Source organism: Streptomyces sp. KR80, from assembly GCF_052245555.1.
In the GTDB taxonomy this organism is placed as follows: Bacteria; Actinomycetota; Actinomycetes; order Streptomycetales; family Streptomycetaceae; genus Streptomyces.
Genome location: NZ_JBQQCD010000001.1, coordinates 604,800 through 622,820 on the forward strand (window position 1 = coordinate 604,800; position 18,021 = coordinate 622,820).

Here is an 18,021-nt window from a genome sequence, read left to right on the forward strand (position 1 = left end):
TTCCTCATCGGATGCGGACTGTTCTGCTGTGAACGATCCGCCGCACAGCAGGGGCATCACCCGCGCGGCGGATTCCTCGTCTCTCTTCTTCTGTTGTCGCTGCGGTGTCGCCCGCTCGTCATGAACGGTGCGGCTGCGCGTCCAGCACCTGCTGCAACGCCTCGAACTCCTCCACGCACTTGCCGGAGCCGAGCGCCACGGAGTCGAGCGGTTCCTCTGCCAGGTGGATGGGCATTCCGGTCTCCCGGCGCAGCCGCTCGTCGAGGCCCCGCAGCAGCGCGCCGCCGCCGGTGAGCACGATGCCGCGGTCCATGACGTCACCGGACAGCTCCGGCGGGCACTTGTCGAGGGTGGTCTTGACCGCGTCGATGATCGCGTTGACCGGCTCCTCGATGGCCTTGCGGACCTCGGCGGAGGAGATGACGACCGTCTTGGGCAGACCGCTGACCAGGTCGCGCCCGCGGATCTCGGTGTGCTCGTCGTCGTCCATGTCGCACGCGGAGCCGATGGTCATCTTGATGCTCTCGGCCGTGCGCTCACCAAGAAGGAGGCTGTACTCCTTCTTGATGTGCTGAATGATCGCATTGTCCAGCTCGTCGCCGGCGACTCGGATCGACTGTGCGGTGACGATTCCGCCGAGCGAGATGACCGCCACCTCGGTGGTGCCGCCGCCAACGTCCACGACCATGTTGCCGGTGGCCTCGTGAACGGGCAGGCCCGAGCCGATCGCCGCCGCCATCGGCTCCTCGATGATGTGCACCTGGCGGGCTCCCGCCTGGGTGGACGCCTCGATGACGGCCCGGCGCTCGACACCGGTGATACCGGAAGGCACGCAGATCACCACGCGCGGGCGGGCGAGATAGCGGCGCTTGTGGATCTTCAGGATGAAGTAGCGCAGCATCCGCTCGGTGATCTCGAAGTCGGCGATGACGCCGTCCTTCAGCGGGCGGACGGCGACGATGTTGCCGGGGGTTCGGCCGATCATCTTCTTCGCCTCGGCACCGACCGCCAGAATGCCGCCCGTATTGGTATTGATGGCGACGACGGACGGCTCGTTGAGGACGATCCCGCGACCCCTGACGTACACCAGCGTGTTGGCGGTGCCGAGGTCGACAGCCATGTCACGGCCGATGAACGACATGTTGTTCCCCATGAGGATACGTCTGGCCTTCCCAGCTGGAAGCGATGATGGCAATTGCGTCTGCGGGTTAGCGCTGAGTGTGCGGAGGTTTCCATCGTAGTCACGCCGGGGCGGACGCGCCGCGAGGGATACTCCGCCATTGTCAGCGGAACACGCGCCTACCCCCGTATTGGTGACGTCGTGTCGGAGTGACAGGTTCCCCCAATCGCCACGCATATGCCAGGAGACGCCAAATCTTTATCGATCGCCCCAGGTCACAGTGGGATTACGGCTGACGGACCGTCAGAAGCGAAGGGGGGAGACTACCCTTCAGCCAACCGTGGGAAAGAACAGCTTCAGCTCGCGTTCGGCGGACTCCTCCGAATCCGAGGCGTGAATCAGATTCTCCCGCACGATCGTGCCGAAATCGCCCCGGATGCTGCCGGGACCGGCGGCGATGGGATCGGTCGGACCGGCCAGCGTCCGCAGGCCCTCGATGACCCGTTCCCCCTCGACGACGAGCACCACGACCGGGCCGGAGGACATGAACTCCACCAACGGCTCGTAGAACGGCTTGCCGACGTGCTCCCCGTAGTGCTGCTCCAGCAGCGAGCGGTCCAGCTCCCGCATCTCCAGCGCACTGATCCGCCAGCCGGCCTTCCGCTCGATACGGCCGAGAATCTCGCCGACCAGGCCCCTGCGGACTCCGTCGGGCTTGATGATGACGAGCGTGCGCTGGCTCACTGTCCGGGCTCCTTCAGGTACGCCGCTGGGTACGGCAATGTGCGGGTGCGAAGAGGCTACATGGGTGAATGGGGGCTCCGTCACACCGCGTCGGCTTGTTCTTCCCGCTCCTGGGCCGCGAACCGGGCCTTCGACTGGTCGACTTTCCGGCCGAAGTGGACCGATGCCCACCACAGGGCCGCAAACACCGCGCCGAGGAAGAACATCACCGGGACGACGAAACCGCTCGCGATCAACCCGATCTGCAGCGCCCAGCCGATCGGCACCGCGCCCGGCCGGGAGAGCATCCCGCACAGCAGCACCGACAGCACCATGGTGACGCCGCTGACCGTCCAGACGGTGGCCGTCGGCAGACCCGAGGTCTGCATCGCGACCAGACCCGCGAAGCCGATCACGAAGAACTCACCGATGAGCGTGGCAGCGCAGAGGGTTCGCATATCCGCCCTTTCAGCCCTTTCCCAGCAGCAGCCGGGCCTCGCCGACCGTGATCACCGAGCCGGTCACCAGTACGCCCGCACCGGAGAACTCGCTCTCCTCCTCGGCGAGCGTGATCGCCGCCTCCAGGGCGTCGTCGAGCCGTGGCTCGACCTGCACCCGCTCCTCGCCGAAGACCTCGACCGCGACCGCCGCCAGCTCGTCCACGTCCATCGCGCGATGGCTGGAGTTCCGGGTCACCACGACCTCGGCGAAGATCGGCTCGAATGCCTCGAAAAAGCCCTTGACGTCCTTGCCACCGCTCGTACCCACGACTCCGACCAGTCGGCTGAAACCGAACGCCTCGGTGATCGCGCCCGCCGCGGCCGCCGCCCCCGCCGGGTTGTGCGCCGCGTCCAGGATCACCGTGGGGCCGTGACGTACGACCTCCAGGCGCCCCGGCGAGACGCACGACGCGAAGCCGGCGCGCACGGTCTCGATGTCCAGCGTGCGGGCGTGCTCCGAGCCGATCCCGAAGAACGCCTCGACCGCGGCCAGTGCCACCGCGGCGTTGTGGGCCATGTGTGCGCCGTGCAGCGGCAGGAAGACCTCCGGGTACTCCCCGCCGAGCCCGCGCAGCGTCAACAGCTGCCCGCCGACCGCGACCTCCCGGCTCACGACCCCGAACTCCATGCCCTCCCGGGCCACGGTGGCGTCCACCTCGACCGCCCGCTTGAGCATCACCTGCGCCGCGTCGACGGGCTGCTGGGCCAGGACGACGGTCGCGCCTTCCTTGACGATGCCCGCCTTCTCCTCGGCGATCTGCCCGGGCGTGGCACCGAGCCGGTCGGTGTGGTCCAGCGCGATCGGGGTCACCACGGCCACCTGGCCGTCGATCACATTCGTGGCGTCCCAGCTGCCGCCCATCCCGACCTCGACCACCGCCACGTCGACCGGTGCGTCGGCGAAGGCCGCGTACGCCATGCCGGTGAGCACCTCGAAGAAGGACAGCCGGTACTCCTGGGCGGTGTCGACCATCTCCACGTACGGCTCGATGTCGCGGTACGTCTCGATGAACCGCTCGGCGGAGATCGGCGCCCCGTCCAGGCTGATCCGCTCGGTCACCGACTGGACGTGCGGGCTGGTGTAGCGCCCCGTCCGCAGTTCGAAGGCGGCCAGCAGGGTCTCGATCATCCGGGCGGTGCTGGTCTTGCCGTTGGTGCCGGTGATGTGAATGGCGGGGTACGCGCGCTGCGGCTCGCCGAGCACGTCCATCAGGGCCTCGATGCGCACCCGCGACGGCTCGAGCTTGGTCTCGCCCCAGCGCCCCGCGAGCTCCGCCTCGACCTCGCGCAGCGCGCGGTCGACCTCGGGGTCCGCGGGCCGGGCCGGGACGGGGTCGCCCTGTGGCGACCCGCCCTGCGTACGCAGGGTACGGCTGCCCGCCTCGATCACCGCCAGATCGGGATCGCGGCCGGTCTCCGCCTCGACGATCTCGTCGAACTGGTCAAGCGGGTCGAGGCTGCCGTCGTTCTCGCCGGCGGGCCCGTCGTGCGGGGGTGTCTCACTCACGCGCCCAGTCTACGGAGCGGGTGACGGCACGATGACGCAAGGCCCCGCGGGGTACGCGGGGCCTTGCGTCATCGCCTGCGTCATCGCCGGGACTCAGCCCTGCGGCAGGGCGCCCAGTTGGGTGGTGATGCGTTCGATCTCCGCTTCCGCGGCCGCACGGCGGTTGCGGATCTTCTCGACGACCTGGTCCGGCGCCTTGGCGAGGAACGCGTCGTTGCCGAGCTTCGCCTTGGTCTGTGCCAGCTCCTTCTCCGCGGCGGCCAAGTCCTTGGCAAGCCGCCTCCGCTCCGCCTCGACGTCGATCACACCGGACAGGTCGAGCGACACCGTCGCGCCCGCGACCGGGAGGGTGGCGGTGGCGGTGAAGCCCTCGCCCTCCGGCTGGAGCCGCAACAGCTGCCGGATCGCGTCCTCGTGCGCCGCGAGCGCCGGGCTGCCGGTCAGGTCCAGTCGGGCCGGGACCTTCTGGCCGGGCTGCAGGCCCTGGTCGGCGCGGAACCGGCGGACCTCGGTGACCACCTGCTGAACGATCTCGATCTCCTGCTCGGCCGCCCGGTCGCGGAAGCCGCTGTCGCTCGGCCAGTCGGCGATGACCAGCGACTCCTGGCCCGTGAGCGTGGTCCACAGCGCCTCGGTGACGAACGGGACCACCGGGTTCAGCAGCCGCAGCGTGACGTCCAGAACCTCGCCCAGGACGCGCCGGGAGGCGTCGGCCGCAGGACCGCCCTTGGCGAAGGTGGTCTTGGACAGCTCGACGTACCAGTCGAAGACCTCGTCCCACGCGAAGTGGAAGAGGGTCTCGCTGAGCTTGGAGAACTGGTAGTCCTCGTAGTACGCGTCGACTTCGGCGACGACGCTGTTCAGCCGGGAGAGGATCCAGCGGTCCTCGGCCCGCAGCTCCGCAGCGGCCGGGAGGTCGCCCTCGACCGTCGCGCCGTTCATCAGCGCGAAGCGCGTCGCGTTCCAGATCTTGTTCGCGAAGTTCCGGGAGGCCTGGACCCAGTCTTCGCCGATCGGGACGTCGACACCGGGGTTGGCGCCGCGGGCCAGGGTGAAGCGGACGGCGTCGGCGCCGTATGCGTCCATCCAGTCCAGTGGGTCGACCGCGTTGCCGAAGGACTTCGACATCTTCTTGCCGAACTGGTCGCGGACCATGCCGTGCAGGGCGATGGTGTGGAACGGCGGGGTGCCGTCCATCGCGTACAGTCCGAACATCATCATCCGGGCGACCCAGAAGAAGAGGATGTCGTAGCCGGTGACCAGGACCGAGTTCGGATAGAACCGCTCCAGGCTCTCGGTCCGGTCCGGCCAGCCGAGCGTGGAGAACGGCCACAAGCCGGAGGAGAACCAGGTGTCCAGGACATCGCTGTCCTGGTGCCAGCCCTCGCCGCTCGGCGGCTCCTCGTCCGGTCCGACGCAGACGGTCTCGCCGTCCGGCCCGTACCAGACCGGGATGCGGTGGCCCCACCACAGCTGTCGGGAGATGCACCAGTCGTGGAGGTTGTCGACCCAGCCGAAGTAGCGGGACTCCATCTCCTTGGGGTGGATCGCGACCCGGCCGTCGCGGACCGCGTCGCCCGCGGCCCTGGCGAGCGGGCCGACCTTGACCCACCACTGCATCGACAGCCGCGGCTCGATGGTCGTCTTGCAGCGCGAGCAGTGGCCGACCGAGTGGACGTACGGGCGCTTCTCGGCGACGATCCGGCCGTCGGCGCGCAGCGCGGCGACGATCGTCGACCGGGCCTCGAGCCGGTCCAGGCCCTGGAACGGACCGTGCGCGGTGATCACCGCATGCTCGTCCATGACGGTGAGCGCGGGCAGGCCGTGCCGCTGCCCGATCTCGAAGTCGTTCGGGTCGTGGGCGGGCGTGACCTTGACGGCGCCGGTGCCGAACTCGGGGTCGACGTGCTCGTCCGCGACGACCGGGATACGGCGGCCGGTGAGCGGCAGCTCGATCTCCGTGCCGACGAGGTGGGCGTACCGCTCGTCCTCCGGGTGAACGGCGACGGCTGTGTCACCGAGCATCGTCTCGGCGCGCGTCGTCGCGACGACGATGGCGGTGTCCCCCTCGCCGTAACGGATCGAGACCAGCTCGCCGTCGTCGTCCTGGTACTCCACCTCGATATCGGAGATGGCAGTCAGACAGCGCGGACACCAGTTGATGATCCGCTCGGCGCGGTAGATCAGCTCGTCGTCGTAGAGCCGCTTGAAGATGGTCTGGACGGCCCGGGACAGCCCCTCGTCCATGGTGAAGCGCTCACGCGACCAGGCGACGCCGTCGCCGAGCCGCTTCATCTGGCCGGAGATCTGGCCCCCGGACTCGGCCTTCCACTTCCAGACGCGCTCGACGAAGGCCTCACGTCCCAGGTCGTGGCGGGACTTGCCCTCCTTGGCCAGCTCGCGCTCGACGACGTTCTGCGTCGCGATGCCCGCGTGGTCCATACCGGGCTGCCACAGCGTCTCGTAACCCTGCATCCGCTTGCGGCGGGTGAGGGCGTCGATCAGCGTGTGCTCGAACGCGTGGCCGAGGTGGAGGGAACCCGTGACGTTGGGCGGCGGGATGACGATGGTGTACGGCTCTTTGTCGCTCTTCGCGTCCGCCTCGAAGTAGCCCCGCTCCACCCAGCGCTCGTACAGCTGCCCCTCTACGTCGGCCGGTGTGTACTGGGTCGGCAGATGTGCTGCGGGCGCGCTGTTGGCCCCGTCCTGGGGGCGCTGGGTGTTGTCGGTCACGACGGCCAGTGTAAGGGCCGCAACGCTGCCGTTACGAACCACTTCCTTCCGGCGTCCGGCTCGTCCCGGGTGACGGCCGGGCCGCCGCGCGGGCGCGGCTGCTCGCCGAGGGTCACCCCGGGGCTGCAACAGTTTCCAACCTGTTGCAGCCCCGGGGTGAAGCCCGGGTATGCCGTCCGGAAGGATATGGCCGCAACTATCGTGCCAACGGGGGGATGTCATGAACGACCACGAGCCGCCACCCTGGCCCGGGGAGCCGTGTGCCGGCTGCCGGGCCGAGCCGCCCGGGGACCGAGCGGGCCCGGCAGCGCCGTGATGACGTGCCAGAGACTCGAGACCACGAACGACGCCCCGGACGCGCCCGCCACGTCAGCCGGGATTCCATGTCCGTCTGGAGCGGCTCCAGCACGATGGGCCAGACCATGACCATCGACCCGGTGGCCGCCATCGCCGCAACGGCGGACCTCGGCGCCGCGGCGGAGACCGCGGCCGAGGCCCGGAGCGACGCCCGCGTCGTCAGCAAGCAGTAGCGAGAAGCAGACCGCGAGAGGAACCCCATGAGCTACAACCAGCCCGGCCCGTACGGCGGTCAGCCGCAGCAGCCGGGCCCGTACGGCGGCCAGCCTCAACAGCCCGGTCCGTACGGAGGTCAGTCCCAGCAGCCGGGCCCGTACGGGCAGCCGCCGCAGCCGCCCCAGGGGCAGCCCGGGTACGGCTATCCCCAGCAGGGCGCGCCCGTGCCGCCGCAGCAGGCACCCCAGCAACCGCCTCAGCAGAGCTACGGTTACCCGCCGCCGGGCCAGCCCCCGCAGCAGCCCGGCCCGTACGGGCAGCAGCCGCAGACCGGTTGGGCCGCTCCCCCGCCGCCTCCGCAGGGCGGCGGCAACGGCAAGCTGATCGGCATCATCGCTGGTGCCGTCGGCCTGGTCGTGCTGGTAACCACCGTCATCTTCTTCATGAGCGGTGGCGGTGGCGGAGGCGGCGAGTACAAGCTCGCGACGCCCGAGTCGGTGCTCGACGGCAAGTACACCAAGAACTCGGCGTCAGGGCAGCAGCTGCCCGGCAGCGGGCAGACGGGCAGCGACGAGTTCATCGAGAACGGCACGACCGCCTCCGGCTCCTACAAGGGTGCCTCCAACAGCCTCGGGTTCGCCGGCGCGTACGGCACGATCGACGACCCCGCGGCCGCCGTTGATGAGATGATCTCGAAGGGGCAGATCACCGACGCGACGGAGCAGGAACCCTCCGGCTTCGACGGTGATGTCATGAAGTGCGGCACGATGAATGCGGGTAATGTCACCAAATTCCCCATCTGCGTGTGGGGGGACACCAGCACCGCGGCCCTCGTCTACTGGATCCCCACCATCGGGGCGACCGACCTGAGCAGCCTGCAGGCCCCGTCGGTCGAGGAGTGGGCGCAGACCGCGAGCGAACTCCGCAGCGAGATCCGCGTCAAGAAGTAAGGCCCGTTCGCGGAACCCACGATACGAAGGGGCGCCCAGCCGTTCGGCCGGGCGCCCCTCGCAGGTCCGTGGGTACGGGGTGCTATGCACTCTTCTCGTGACGCTCGCCCTTGCCGATCGCGCGGGGCTCGCGCGGAACCAGCGTGGGGTTCACATTCGAGTGCACGACGTCCTCGGTGATGACGACGCGGGCCACGTCCTTGCGGGACGGCACCTCGTACATCACCGACATCAACACCTCTTCCATGATGGCGCGCAGGCCGCGCGCGCCCGTGCCGCGCAGGATCGCCTGGTCCGCGATGGCCTCGAGCGCCGGACGGTCGAAGTCCAGCTCTACGCCGTCGAGTTCGAAAAGGCGCTGGTACTGCTTCACCAGCGCGTTACGCGGTTCGACGAGGATCTGGAGGAGCGCCTCGCGGTCGAGGTTGTGCACGCTGGTGATGACCGGGAGACGACCGATGAACTCCGGGATCATCCCGAACTTCACCAGGTCCTCCGGCATGACCTCGCGGAAGTGGTCCGAGGAGTCGATCTCGCGCTTGGAACGGATCGTCGCCCCGAAGCCGATGCCCTTGGCGCCCGCCCTCGCCTCGATGATCTTCTCCAGACCGGCGAAGGCACCGCCCACGATGAACAGCACGTTCGTCGTGTCGATCTGGATGAACTCCTGGTGCGGGTGCTTCCGGCCGCCCTGCGGGGGGACCGAAGCCGTGGTGCCCTCAAGGATTTTGAGGAGGGCCTGCTGGACTCCCTCCCCGGACACATCACGGGTGATCGACGGATTCTCGCTCTTGCGGGCGACCTTGTCGATCTCGTCGATGTAGATGATGCCGGTCTCGGCCTTCTTGACGTCGTAGTCGGCCGCCTGGATCAGCTTCAGCAGGATGTTCTCGACATCCTCGCCGACGTAGCCCGCTTCGGTGAGTGCGGTGGCATCGGCAATGGCGAAGGGGACGTTGAGCATCCGGGCGAGGGTCTGGGCGAGCAGCGTCTTGCCGGAGCCCGTGGGGCCGAGGAGCAGGATGTTGGACTTCGCCAACTCGATGCCGTCGTCGCGCCCGGCCTGCCCGTTCTCGTCTGCCTGGACGCGCTTGTAGTGGTTGTAAACGGCCACGGAGAGCGCCTTCTTGGCGGCCTCCTGGCCGACGACGTAGCCCTCGAGGAATTCGTAGATTTCGCGTGGTTTGGGAAGTTCCTCCCAGCGCACCTCGGAGGACTCGGCGAGCTCCTCCTCGATGATCTCGTTACAGAGATCGATGCACTCGTCGCAGATGTACACACCGGGGCCTGCGATGAGCTTCTTCACCTGCTTCTGGCTCTTTCCGCAGAACGAGCACTTGAGCAGGTCGCCGCCGTCACCGATGCGTGCCACGAGGTGCTTCCCCTTCGCCTGGGATCTGCATCGCATACGCAGACCCGGGTGCTTGCCTATCGACGGTACCTTGCCGGGCCCCCCGTGCGGGCCCCCCTTGGACCGGTTCGCTTGACCGAGACCCGGCCCAAGGGGATTTGTCGACTGAGCCGTCAGCCGCCGATGCCGACCGAGCTCTTCCGGGTCGAAACGATCTGGTCGACCAGACCGTACGCGAGCGACTCCTCGGCCGTAAGAATCTTGTCGCGCTCAATGTCGTCACGGATCTTCTCGATCGGCTGGGTGGAGTGCTTGGCGAGCATCTCCTCCAGCTGCGAGCGCATCCGCAGAATCTCGTTGGCCGCGATCTCCAGGTCGGACACCTGGCCGCGCCCGGTCTCGCTGTACGGCTGGTGGATCAGGATGCGGGCGTTGGGCAGCGCCATCCGCTTGCCGGGGGTGCCGGCGGCGAGCAGTACGGCCGCGGCGGAGGCCGCCTGGCCCATGCAGACGGTCTGAATGTCGGGCTTCACGAACTGCATCGTGTCGTAGATCGCGGTGAGGGCGGTGAAGGAGCCGCCCGGCGAGTTGATGTAGATCGAGATGTCCCGGTCCGGATCCATCGACTCCAGGCACAGCAGCTGCGCCATGACGTCGTTGGCGGAGGCGTCGTCGATCTGGACGCCGAGGAAGATGACGCGCTCTTCGAAGAGCTTGGCGTACGGGTCGTACTCGCGGACACCCTGGGAGGTGCGCTCGACGAAACGCGGGACGACATAGCGGGACTCGGCGACCGGGCCCTGGTAGAGGCCGCTGCCGGGGAAGTTGTTCATCGTGGTCTTCACCATCCTGGTGGCGTATCAGAGGGCTGGGGATCGGCTGCGGGGTGCGTGCGGGGCACTCAGGCCCCGGTGCCGCCCCCGCCCGGAACGCCTGCGGCAGCGGCCATGACCTCGTCGATCAGGCCGTACTCCTTGGCCTCGTCGGCGGAGAACCAGCGGTCGCGGTCCGAGTCCTTGATGATCTGCTCGACGGTCTGGCCCGTGTGGAAGGAGGTCAGCTCCGCCATCCGCTTCTTGGTGTGCAGCAGCCGCTCGGCGTGGATCTTGATGTCCGTGGCGGAACCCGCCAGACCAGCGGAAGGCTGGTGGATCAGGATCTCGGCGTTCGGCAGCGCGAAGCGCTTGCCGGGGGTGCCGGCGCTGAGCAGGAACTGGCCCATGGAGGCGGCCAGGCCCATGGCAATGGTGACCACGTCGTTCTTGATGTACTGCATGGTGTCGTAGATCGCCATGCCTGCTGAGATCGAGCCGCCCGGGCTGTTGATGTAGAGATAGATGTCCTTGTCCGGGTCCGCGGCAAGGAGGAGCAGCTGCGCCGTGATCTTGTTGGCGATGTCGTCGTCGACGGGCTGGCCGAGGAAAATGATCCGCTCCCCGAGCAGCCGGTTGTAGACCTGGTCGCCGAGGCCACCGAAGGACGGTTCGCCGGCGGCGGCGGAAGGCATCAGATTCGTCACGTATCCACCTGCTCGTTGTGTGACGGCCGCACGCCGTCAGCGTCTTCTTCTTGGGTTCAGGGCTTCCCCGTGCGCACTGCGACGACGTCCGGAGAGTCCCCAGCCCTCGTATCTACGGACCCTAACGCGCTGGTCGGCGGGCGCCATCCCGCATCGGGAACTGTTCGCTGTGAGCGCAGGCGCGGACGCGCGCGGCTCACGCCGTAGCGCGACCGGGCTCGGGACGGCCCCGGGCCGTCCATCCGGCACGGCCCCGGGACAACGTCGCCGGTGGGTGGGTCGGTGGCACCCTCGCCGTGGGTGGGTCGGGGGTATGCCGGACCCGGCAGACGAGTGAGGAGGGGGTGTGGCGGGGGGCGCCCCCGGCGGTAGCCGGGGGCGTACCCCGGCACGGCCCCGACCCCACCACACGGTGGTGCGCCGACGGGCCCGGTTGCGCCCTGTGGCGCGTCCGGGCCCGTCGGAAGGGTTGAGGGCTCGCGAGGCTCAGGCTTCGGGCTTCTCCTCGGCGGTCTGCGCCGCCTCCGGTTCGCCCTCGGCGGCAGCCGTCACCGTCTCGGCGGTCTCGTCCTCCTCGTCCAGGTCCACGACCTCGCCCTTGGTGTCCTTGACCGTGGCGGCCTCGACCACCGCCGCGAGCGCCTTGCCGCGGGCGACCTCGCCGACGAGCATCGGCACCTGGCCGCCCTCGACGACGGCCTGGGCGAACTGGTCCGGGCTCATGCCGGACGACTGCGCACGGCGCATGAGGTGCTCGGTGAGCTCGTCCTGGCCGACCGAGAGCTTCTCCTTGGTGACCAGCTCGTCGAGCACGAACTGGGTCTTGATGCCCTTCTCGGCCTGCTGCTTCAGCTCGGCGTCGAACTCCTCGGCGGACTTGTTCTGGATCTTGAGGTAGCCCTCGAGGTCCAGGCCCATCTGGCTGAGCTGGTGGCTCTCCAGGTTGTGCTTACGGGTCCGGATCTCGTCCTCGAGGAGCTTCTCGGGGATCGGGACCTCGACCAGCTCCAGGAGGGCGTCCAGCACCCTCTCCTGCGCCTGGGTGGCCTGGTCGTACTTCTTCATCTGCTCAAGGCGCTTACGGCTGTCCGCCTGGAGTTCCTCGAGGGTGTCGAACTCGCTCGCCAGCTGGGCGAAGTCGTCGTCGAGCTCGGGCAGCTCGCGGGTGGCGACCGCGGTGACGTCGACCGTGACCTCGGCCTCCTTGCCCACAGCCGAGCCGCCCTTGAGCTCGGTGGTGAAGGTGGCGGAGCCACCGGCCTCGAGGCCGGTGACGGCCTCGTCGATGCCGTCCAGCAGCTCGCCGGAACCGATGGTGTAGCTGACGCCCTTGGCGACCCCGTCCTCCAGCACCTCGCCGTCGACCTTGGCCTCGAGGTCGATGGTCACGACGTCACCCTCGGCGGCGGCGCGCTCGACCGCGCTGGTGGAGGCGAAGCGCTCACGGAGCTGCTCGACGGACTTCTCGATGTCCTCGTCGGAGACCTCGACGGCGTCGACCTCGACCTCGATGCCGGAGTAGTCCGGGATCTCGAGCGTCGGGCGGACGTCGACCTCGGCGGTGAAGGCGAGGACCTCGTTGTCCTTGAGCTCGGTGATGTCGACCTCGGGCTGGCCCAGCGGGTTCAGGTCACCTTCGTTGACAGCCTCGGTGTAGAACTTGGGGAGCGCGTCGTTGACGGCCTCCTCGAGAACCGCGCCACGGCCGAACCGCTGGTCGATGACGCGTGCCGGGATCTTGCCCTTGCGGAAGCCCGGCACCGTGACCTGCTGGTTGATCTTCTTGTACGCCGCGTCGAGGCTGGGCTTGAGCTCCTCGAAGGGCACCTCGACAGTGAGCCGAACCCGGGTCGGGTTCAGGGTCTCCACGGCGCTCTTCACGGTTCGGTCTCCTTGGGGGCTGACTGCTGGGGTTCTGCTGAGTGACAGCGGATGGCGCCCGGTAGACAGACACACGGGCACGTAGCTTGCATAGTAACCGCAAGCGGGATCGCCCCCACAACGCGATCTTGCTGGTCGGGGTGGCCGGATTCGAACCGACGACCTTCCGCTCCCAAAGCGGACGCGCTACCAAGCTGCGCCACACCCCGCTGGTGCGACACGTAGGGTACATGCCCGGACGCGGTGCGGCTGCCGCATTACCACCGTGCTGCCTACGCGCGGGCTTCGCGCGGAACCCGGGGGCGATGGCGCAGGACGGACGGGGTGTGCGGGAGACCGTACGGACCCGCTACGATGCACTGCGTGCCGCCGTCTTCACGATCTGCGGCGCCCGCGGGCGTAGCTCAATGGTAGAGCCCCAGTCTTCCAAACTGGCTACGCGGGTTCGATTCCCGTCGCCCGCTCTCAGTACGACCTCCGTCCCCGGTCCGCAACCATCCTGCGGGCCGGGTACGGAGGTCTCGTCGTTCCGGCCCTCCCGCCCCCGCTGCCGTGGGGTGCGCCGTTAAGGTGCGCGGCATGGAGATCTGGGTCAACCCCGCGTGCTCGAAGTGCCGGTCCGCCGTGCGGCTGCTCGACGAGGAGGGTGCCGAGTACACCGTGCGCCGGTATCTGGAGGAGCCGCCGAGCGTCGATGAGCTCCGTACGGTGCTGGACCGGCTCGGGCTCGAGCCGTGGGACATCGTCCGCATGCAGGAGAACGAGGCGAAGGAGCTCGGGCTCCGGGCATGGCCGCGGGAGCCGGCGGAGCGCGAGCGGTGGATCGAGGCGCTCGCGGCACACCCTCGGCTGATCCAGCGGCCGATCATCACGGCGGACGACGGCACTGCCTCGGTCGCGCGCAGCGAAGAGGCGGTCCGGGATGCGCTCGCGCGCCGCCCGGGGAGCTGATCCCGCTCAGAAGTTGAGCTGGCTGATCGTCTCGGATATCGAGTTCAGGAACTTGTTGATCGACGGCGCCATCTCCGTCGAGGCCAGGAAGAAGCCGAACAGCGCCGCCACGATGGCGGGCCCGGCCTTGATCGATCCCCCGCGGATCATCACCACAAGGACAATCGCCAACAGCACCACCACGGACAGCGAAATGGCCACAACGGATCACACCCTCGGTCGCTAACGTCTCACCGGCGAGCATGCCCCGCATACCCCCGCTTGGACCATCGTGCCACCAACCGACGACTGATTGCTCCCCAGGGACCCGTCGTCCGGGGACAGTTCAGGCCACCGCCCGGCCGCCCGGCGCCCGCTCCGTGTCCGCGATGAATGCAACCTGATCGTTTCCCTATGCATGTTGTGCTCCACGGACCTGTTCTCGACTGCGCCCCTCGCGGTTATTCGGAATGGCGAACGCGAGGTGACGGCGCACCAACTCAGGAATACCAAAGGCGATGACAAAGCCCCAATGAACCGGACATATCACCGGAGCCGCCTGCGGGGCATATGCCCCATTTAAGGGGGATGAGATGGGACAGAACGGGCAACTGGTTCCATCGCGCCCAACAACCGGACCCCGCTTATTACTTCATGTGAACGTGCCAGCAGCAGGATTCGTAGAGAGGTGAGATGAAGGTTTTACGGATTCCGCCTTCCGACGCTAAGGTGCCTCAGATGTTCCACACTGCCTCGACCCCCGGATACGCAGTGAGGTCCAGGATCGTCTCGCCCAGTTCCTGGTGGGAGGGCCTATGACGGACACCCTGCGCCCGCACGGCTATCAGCGAGCGCCGCTCCCTCAGGCCAGGGAAGCCGCGCCCACGGACGACGGTTCGCGCCTCCCGGACGGCAAGGCGACGGGCCCACCGAAACCGAGCGCCACCGGGGCCGGAGACGACAAACCGAAGCAGCGCGACGCGTTCTTCGACAACGCCAAGTACCTGGCCATCGTGCTGGTCGCCATGGGCCACTCCTGGGAACCGCTGACCGACGGCAGCCGCGCCGCCGAGGCGCTGTACATGGTCGTCTACACGGTCCACATGCCGGCGTTCATCCTCATCTCCGGCTACTTCTCCCGCAGTTTCGACATGCGGCCGGACCGGCTCAAGCGGCTGGTGACCGGCATCGCCGTGCCGTACGTGCTGTTCGAGGTCGCGTACTCGTTCTTCAAGCAGTGGGCGGACGACGACCCGTCGCACCCGATCAGCCTCCTCGACCCCTGGTACCTCACCTGGTTCCTCGCCGCCCTCTTCGTATGGCGGCTCACCACCCCGCTCTGGAAGCTCGTCCGCTGGCCGGTGGCGCTGGCGCTGGCGATCGCCACGCTCGCCTCGATCTCGCCGGACATCGGCGACGACCTCGACCTGCAGCGGGTCCTGCAGTTCCTGCCGTTCTTCGTGATCGGCCTGTTCATGAAGCCGGAGCACTTCCAGCTCATGCGGCGCCGCGAGGTGCGGATCCTGTCGGTGCCGGCCTTCGCTGCGGCGACGGTGATCGCGTACTGGGCGGGGCCCCGGATGTCCTCGGCGTGGTTCTACCACCGCGACAGCGTGCAGGAGCTCGCCGCGCCCTGGTGGACCGGCCTGGTCATGACACCGGCGCTGTTCGGCTGTTCGGTCCTGCTCGTCTGCTGCTTCTTCGCCTGGGTGCCCCGGCGGAAGATGTGGTTCACGGCGCTGGGCGCGGGGACTCTGTACGGCTATCTGCTGCACGGCTTCCTCGCCAAGGGCTCCCGCTTCTGGGGCTGGTTCGACGACTACGCGTGGCTGCAGACGCCGCTGGGAGCGATCGCCGTGACCTTCATCGCCGCGGTCGTGGTGACGCTGCTGTGCACCCCACCGGTGCAGCGGATGTTCCGCTTCGCGATGGAGCCGAAGATGGACTGGGCCTTCAAGAAGGACGCGGCCGAGCTGGCCCGCGACCGCGCGAAGACGGCCAAGGCCGCCTGACGCGTCCCCGGCACATCCCGCCCCGCCCCTCGGAGGGGCGGGGCACGGTCCCCCCGCCCGTCCGGGAGCCCTCCGCACCCCGCACGCATTCAGCCCACCTTCAGCTCGGCGTGGGAAAATCGATGCGTGACCTCGGGACGGAGGCACGGCGATGCGTGTACTGGTGGTCGAGGACGAAGAGCGGTTCGCAGCCGGGCTCCGGGAAGGGCTGGAGGCGGAGGGCTTCGCCGTCGACACGGCCCTGAACGGCACGGACGGCCTGTGGCTCGCGTGCGAGAACGCGTACGACGCGATCCTGCTCGACATCATGCTGCCGGGACTCAACGGCTACCGGGTCTGCGCCGCGCTCCGCAAGGAGGAGGTCTGGACCCCGATCCTCATGCTCACCGCCAAGGAGGGCGAGTGGGACGAGGTCGAGGGTCTGGACACCGGCGCCGACGACTACCTCACCAAGCCCTTCTCCTACGCCGTGCTCCTCGCCCGACTGCGCGCGCTGCTGCGCCGGGACGTGCACGAGCGGCCATCGGTCCTGACGGCCGGCGATCTGCGGCTCGATCCCGCGGAGCGGCGGGTGTCCCGCGGTGGCACCGAGATCGAGCTCACCGCGCGGGAGCTGTCGCTGCTGGAGTTCCTGCTGCGGCGGCGCGGCGAAGTCGTCTCGAAGCGGGAGATCCTCGACCACGTCTGGGACTACGACTTCGAAGGTGACCCGAACATCGTCGAGGTCTACATCCGCCATCTGCGCAACAAGCTCGACCGTCCCTTCGGGCGTGCGGCGATCGAGACCGTACGCGGCAGCGGCTACCGGCTGGCAGCCGATGGCGGATGAGCGGCTCCCGGGACGGCTCCGGGCCGGTCTGCGCACGGTCCGGAACCGGATCGGTACGGTCCAGGTCCGGTCCACCCTGATCGCGGTGCTGGTGGTGGCGGTGGCCCTGGTGGGCGGGGCGTTCGGCCTGGTGGCCGCATTGCGGGCGGAGCTCACGGGGGACGTGGAGTCCGCGGCGCGGGCCCGCGCGGAGCAGGTGGCGGCGGTCGTGGAGGCCGGTCGCGGGGTGCCGTCCCTGACCGTGGCCGACCCTGAAGAGCAGTACATCCAGGTGTTGAACGCCCGGGGCGAGGTCATGGCCGCAAGCCCGAATGCCGAAGAGCTGCCGGTCCTGGCACGACCGCATGGAAACGACGCGGAGCAGGTCACCACACCGCTCGACGAGGACCCGTTCGTCGCGGTCGCGGAGCAGGCCGAAGGCCCGGAGGGCACCGTGACCGTCGTGGTCGGGCGCGCACTGATCGGGGTCTCCGACTCGACGGCGATCGTGACGCGGCTGCTGCTCATCGGGCTGCCGCTGGTGCTGCTGCTCGCCGCGGCCGCGACCTGGGCGGCGGTGGGACGGGCGCTCGGACCCGTGAACCGGATCCGCGCCGAAGTCGACGAGATCTCCTCGACCGAGCTGCACCGCCGGGTCCCGCAGCCGCCGGGACAGGACGAGATCGCCCGGCTCGCCGCCACCATGAACCGGATGCTCGACCGGCTGATGCGGGCCCAGGCGAGCCAGCGTCGCTTCATCTCCGACGCCTCACACGAGCTGCGCTCCCCCGTCGCCTCGATCCGGCAGCACGCCGAGGTCGCGCTCGCGCACCCGGAGCGGAGCGGCGGCACGACCCCGGTGCTCGCCGAGACGGCCCTGGCGGAGGCGCTGCGCCTGCAGCGGCTCGTCGACGATCTGCTGCTGCTCGCCCGCGCCGACGAGCACGCCCTGCAGTTGCAGCCGCACCCCGTGGACCTCGACGACCTGGTGCTGGAGGAGGCCAAGCGGCTGCGGAGGGCCACGGACCTGGCGGTCGACACGAGGGGGGTTTCGGCCTGCCGGGTGCACGCGGACGGGCAGGCCTTGCGGCGCGTGCTGCGCAACCTCGGGGACAACGCGGCGCGGCATGCCCGTACACGGGTCTCGTTCACCCTCGGCCTCGGCGACGAGGACGGCCGGGCGCTGCTGGCCGTGGAGGATGACGGCGACGGCGTGCCGCCCGCCGACCGGGAGCGCGTCTTCGAACGGTTCGTACGGCTCGACGACGCCAGGGCCCGGGACTGGGGTGGCAGCGGCCTCGGTCTTGCGATCGTCGCGGAGCTGGTGGCAGCGCACGGCGGGACGGTGGCGGTGCGGGAGGGCACGCTGGGCGGCGCCCGTTTCGAGGTGGCACTCCCTGCGCTCCTCGCAGCCGGCTGAACGCGGATTCAGGCCCGTTCAGGCTCTGTTCAGCGGTCCGGTGCAACCGTGAAG

16 protein-coding genes and 2 tRNA genes are annotated in these 18,021 nt (G+C 68.9%); 7 read left to right on the forward strand and 11 right to left on the reverse strand.

All coding sequences use genetic code 11. The annotated features are described in order from the left end of the window. Positions 1–118 precede the first annotated feature (118 nt). From ACTWQI_RS02715 to ACTWQI_RS02735, 5 genes are all read right to left on the reverse strand, one after another. Entirely contained in the window at positions 119–1,141 is a 1,023-nt protein-coding gene (locus ACTWQI_RS02715; RefSeq protein ID WP_443267180.1) for a rod shape-determining protein, read from the reverse strand. 309 nt (positions 1,142–1,450) lie between these two features. Then, positions 1,451–1,864 carry a nucleoside-diphosphate kinase gene (ndk, locus tag ACTWQI_RS02720; RefSeq protein WP_443266997.1) on the reverse strand — a complete coding sequence of 138 codons (414 nt, stop codon included), beginning with the start codon at positions 1,862–1,864 and terminating at the stop codon, positions 1,451–1,453. Between the two features lie 80 nt (positions 1,865–1,944). Further along, positions 1,945–2,301: a DUF4233 domain-containing protein gene (locus ACTWQI_RS02725; protein WP_443266998.1), complete on the reverse strand. Its 357-nt coding sequence runs from the start codon at positions 2,299–2,301 to the stop codon at positions 1,945–1,947. Positions 2,302–2,311: 10 nt separating this feature from the next. Next, a complete protein-coding gene (folC, locus tag ACTWQI_RS02730) occupies positions 2,312–3,850 on the reverse strand; it encodes a bifunctional tetrahydrofolate synthase/dihydrofolate synthase (RefSeq protein ID WP_443267000.1) in 1,539 nt (512 codons plus the stop codon). A gap of 93 nt (positions 3,851–3,943) precedes the next feature. Beyond that, positions 3,944–6,583 (reverse strand): valine--tRNA ligase, encoded by a 2,640-nt coding sequence (locus ACTWQI_RS02735; protein WP_443267002.1) that lies wholly within the window; start codon positions 6,581–6,583, stop codon positions 3,944–3,946. Positions 6,584–6,966: 383 nt separating this feature from the next. On the opposite strand from ACTWQI_RS02735, the gene ACTWQI_RS02740 reads away from it, so the two are divergent. Next, positions 6,967–7,113: a hypothetical protein gene (locus ACTWQI_RS02740; RefSeq protein WP_443267004.1), complete on the forward strand. Its 147-nt coding sequence runs from the start codon at positions 6,967–6,969 to the stop codon at positions 7,111–7,113. A gap of 27 nt (positions 7,114–7,140) precedes the next feature. Further along, positions 7,141–8,046: a hypothetical protein gene (locus tag ACTWQI_RS02745; protein WP_443267006.1), complete on the forward strand. Its 906-nt coding sequence runs from the start codon at positions 7,141–7,143 to the stop codon at positions 8,044–8,046. 82 nt (positions 8,047–8,128) lie between these two features. Here ACTWQI_RS02745 and clpX read toward each other — a convergent pair whose 3' ends face one another. The 5 genes from clpX to ACTWQI_RS02770 all read right to left on the reverse strand — a co-directional run bounded on the left by clpX (position 8,129) and on the right by ACTWQI_RS02770 (position 13,006). Further along, a complete protein-coding gene (clpX, locus tag ACTWQI_RS02750) occupies positions 8,129–9,418 on the reverse strand; it encodes an ATP-dependent Clp protease ATP-binding subunit ClpX (RefSeq protein ID WP_443267007.1) in 1,290 nt (429 codons plus the stop codon). A 152-nt stretch (positions 9,419–9,570) separates the two neighbouring features. Further along, complete coding sequence (locus tag ACTWQI_RS02755; RefSeq protein ID WP_443267181.1) at positions 9,571–10,230, reverse strand: ATP-dependent Clp protease proteolytic subunit; 660 nt, start codon at positions 10,228–10,230, stop codon at positions 9,571–9,573. Positions 10,231–10,298: 68 nt separating this feature from the next. Beyond that, entirely contained in the window at positions 10,299–10,916 is a 618-nt protein-coding gene (locus ACTWQI_RS02760) for an ATP-dependent Clp protease proteolytic subunit (RefSeq protein WP_443267008.1), read from the reverse strand. Positions 10,917–11,402: 486 nt separating this feature from the next. Continuing rightward, positions 11,403–12,797 (reverse strand): trigger factor, encoded by a 1,395-nt coding sequence (tig, locus tag ACTWQI_RS02765; protein ID WP_443267010.1) that lies wholly within the window; start codon positions 12,795–12,797, stop codon positions 11,403–11,405. A 132-nt stretch (positions 12,798–12,929) separates the two neighbouring features. Beyond that, positions 12,930–13,006: transfer RNA gene (locus ACTWQI_RS02770), tRNA-Pro, on the reverse strand. A 184-nt stretch (positions 13,007–13,190) separates the two neighbouring features. On the opposite strand from ACTWQI_RS02770, the gene ACTWQI_RS02775 reads away from it, so the two are divergent. Further along, positions 13,191–13,261, forward strand: a tRNA-Gly gene (locus ACTWQI_RS02775). Positions 13,262–13,376: 115 nt separating this feature from the next. Continuing rightward, positions 13,377–13,748 (forward strand): arsenate reductase family protein, encoded by a 372-nt coding sequence (locus ACTWQI_RS02780; RefSeq protein WP_443267011.1) that lies wholly within the window; start codon positions 13,377–13,379, stop codon positions 13,746–13,748. A 6-nt stretch (positions 13,749–13,754) separates the two neighbouring features. On the opposite strand, the gene ACTWQI_RS02785 is transcribed toward ACTWQI_RS02780, so the two are convergent. Then, entirely contained in the window at positions 13,755–13,949 is a 195-nt protein-coding gene (locus tag ACTWQI_RS02785; RefSeq protein ID WP_443267012.1) for a hypothetical protein, read from the reverse strand. A 593-nt stretch (positions 13,950–14,542) separates the two neighbouring features. On the opposite strand from ACTWQI_RS02785, the gene ACTWQI_RS02790 reads away from it, so the two are divergent. From ACTWQI_RS02790 to ACTWQI_RS02800, 3 genes are all read left to right on the forward strand, one after another. After that, positions 14,543–15,739: an acyltransferase family protein gene (locus ACTWQI_RS02790; RefSeq protein ID WP_443267013.1), complete on the forward strand. Its 1,197-nt coding sequence runs from the start codon at positions 14,543–14,545 to the stop codon at positions 15,737–15,739. Between the two features lie 151 nt (positions 15,740–15,890). Beyond that, a complete protein-coding gene (locus ACTWQI_RS02795; RefSeq protein ID WP_443267015.1) occupies positions 15,891–16,568 on the forward strand; it encodes a response regulator transcription factor in 678 nt (225 codons plus the stop codon). Further along, positions 16,510–17,967: an ATP-binding protein gene (locus ACTWQI_RS02800; RefSeq protein WP_443267017.1), complete on the forward strand. Its 1,458-nt coding sequence runs from the start codon at positions 16,510–16,512 to the stop codon at positions 17,965–17,967. The genes ACTWQI_RS02795 and ACTWQI_RS02800 overlap by 59 nt, the downstream gene beginning before the upstream one ends. The last annotated feature ends 54 nt before the right edge of the window (positions 17,968–18,021 follow it).

Coding starts and splice junctions, on each gene's coding strand:
- ACTWQI_RS02715 (WP_443267180.1), bottom strand. CDS start 1,141: ATGTCGTTCATCGGCCGTGACATGGCTGTCGACCTCGGCACCGCCAAC.
- ACTWQI_RS02725 (WP_443266998.1), bottom strand. CDS start 2,301: ATGCGAACCCTCTGCGCTGCCACGCTCATCGGTGAGTTCTTCGTGATC.
- ACTWQI_RS02740 (WP_443267004.1), top strand. CDS start 6,967: ATGTCCGTCTGGAGCGGCTCCAGCACGATGGGCCAGACCATGACCATC.
- ACTWQI_RS02745 (WP_443267006.1), top strand. CDS start 7,141: ATGAGCTACAACCAGCCCGGCCCGTACGGCGGTCAGCCGCAGCAGCCG.
- ACTWQI_RS02755 (WP_443267181.1), bottom strand. CDS start 10,230: ATGAACAACTTCCCCGGCAGCGGCCTCTACCAGGGCCCGGTCGCCGAG.
- ACTWQI_RS02780 (WP_443267011.1), top strand. CDS start 13,377: ATGGAGATCTGGGTCAACCCCGCGTGCTCGAAGTGCCGGTCCGCCGTG.
- ACTWQI_RS02790 (WP_443267013.1), top strand. CDS start 14,543: ATGACGGACACCCTGCGCCCGCACGGCTATCAGCGAGCGCCGCTCCCT.
- ACTWQI_RS02795 (WP_443267015.1), top strand. CDS start 15,891: ATGCGTGTACTGGTGGTCGAGGACGAAGAGCGGTTCGCAGCCGGGCTC.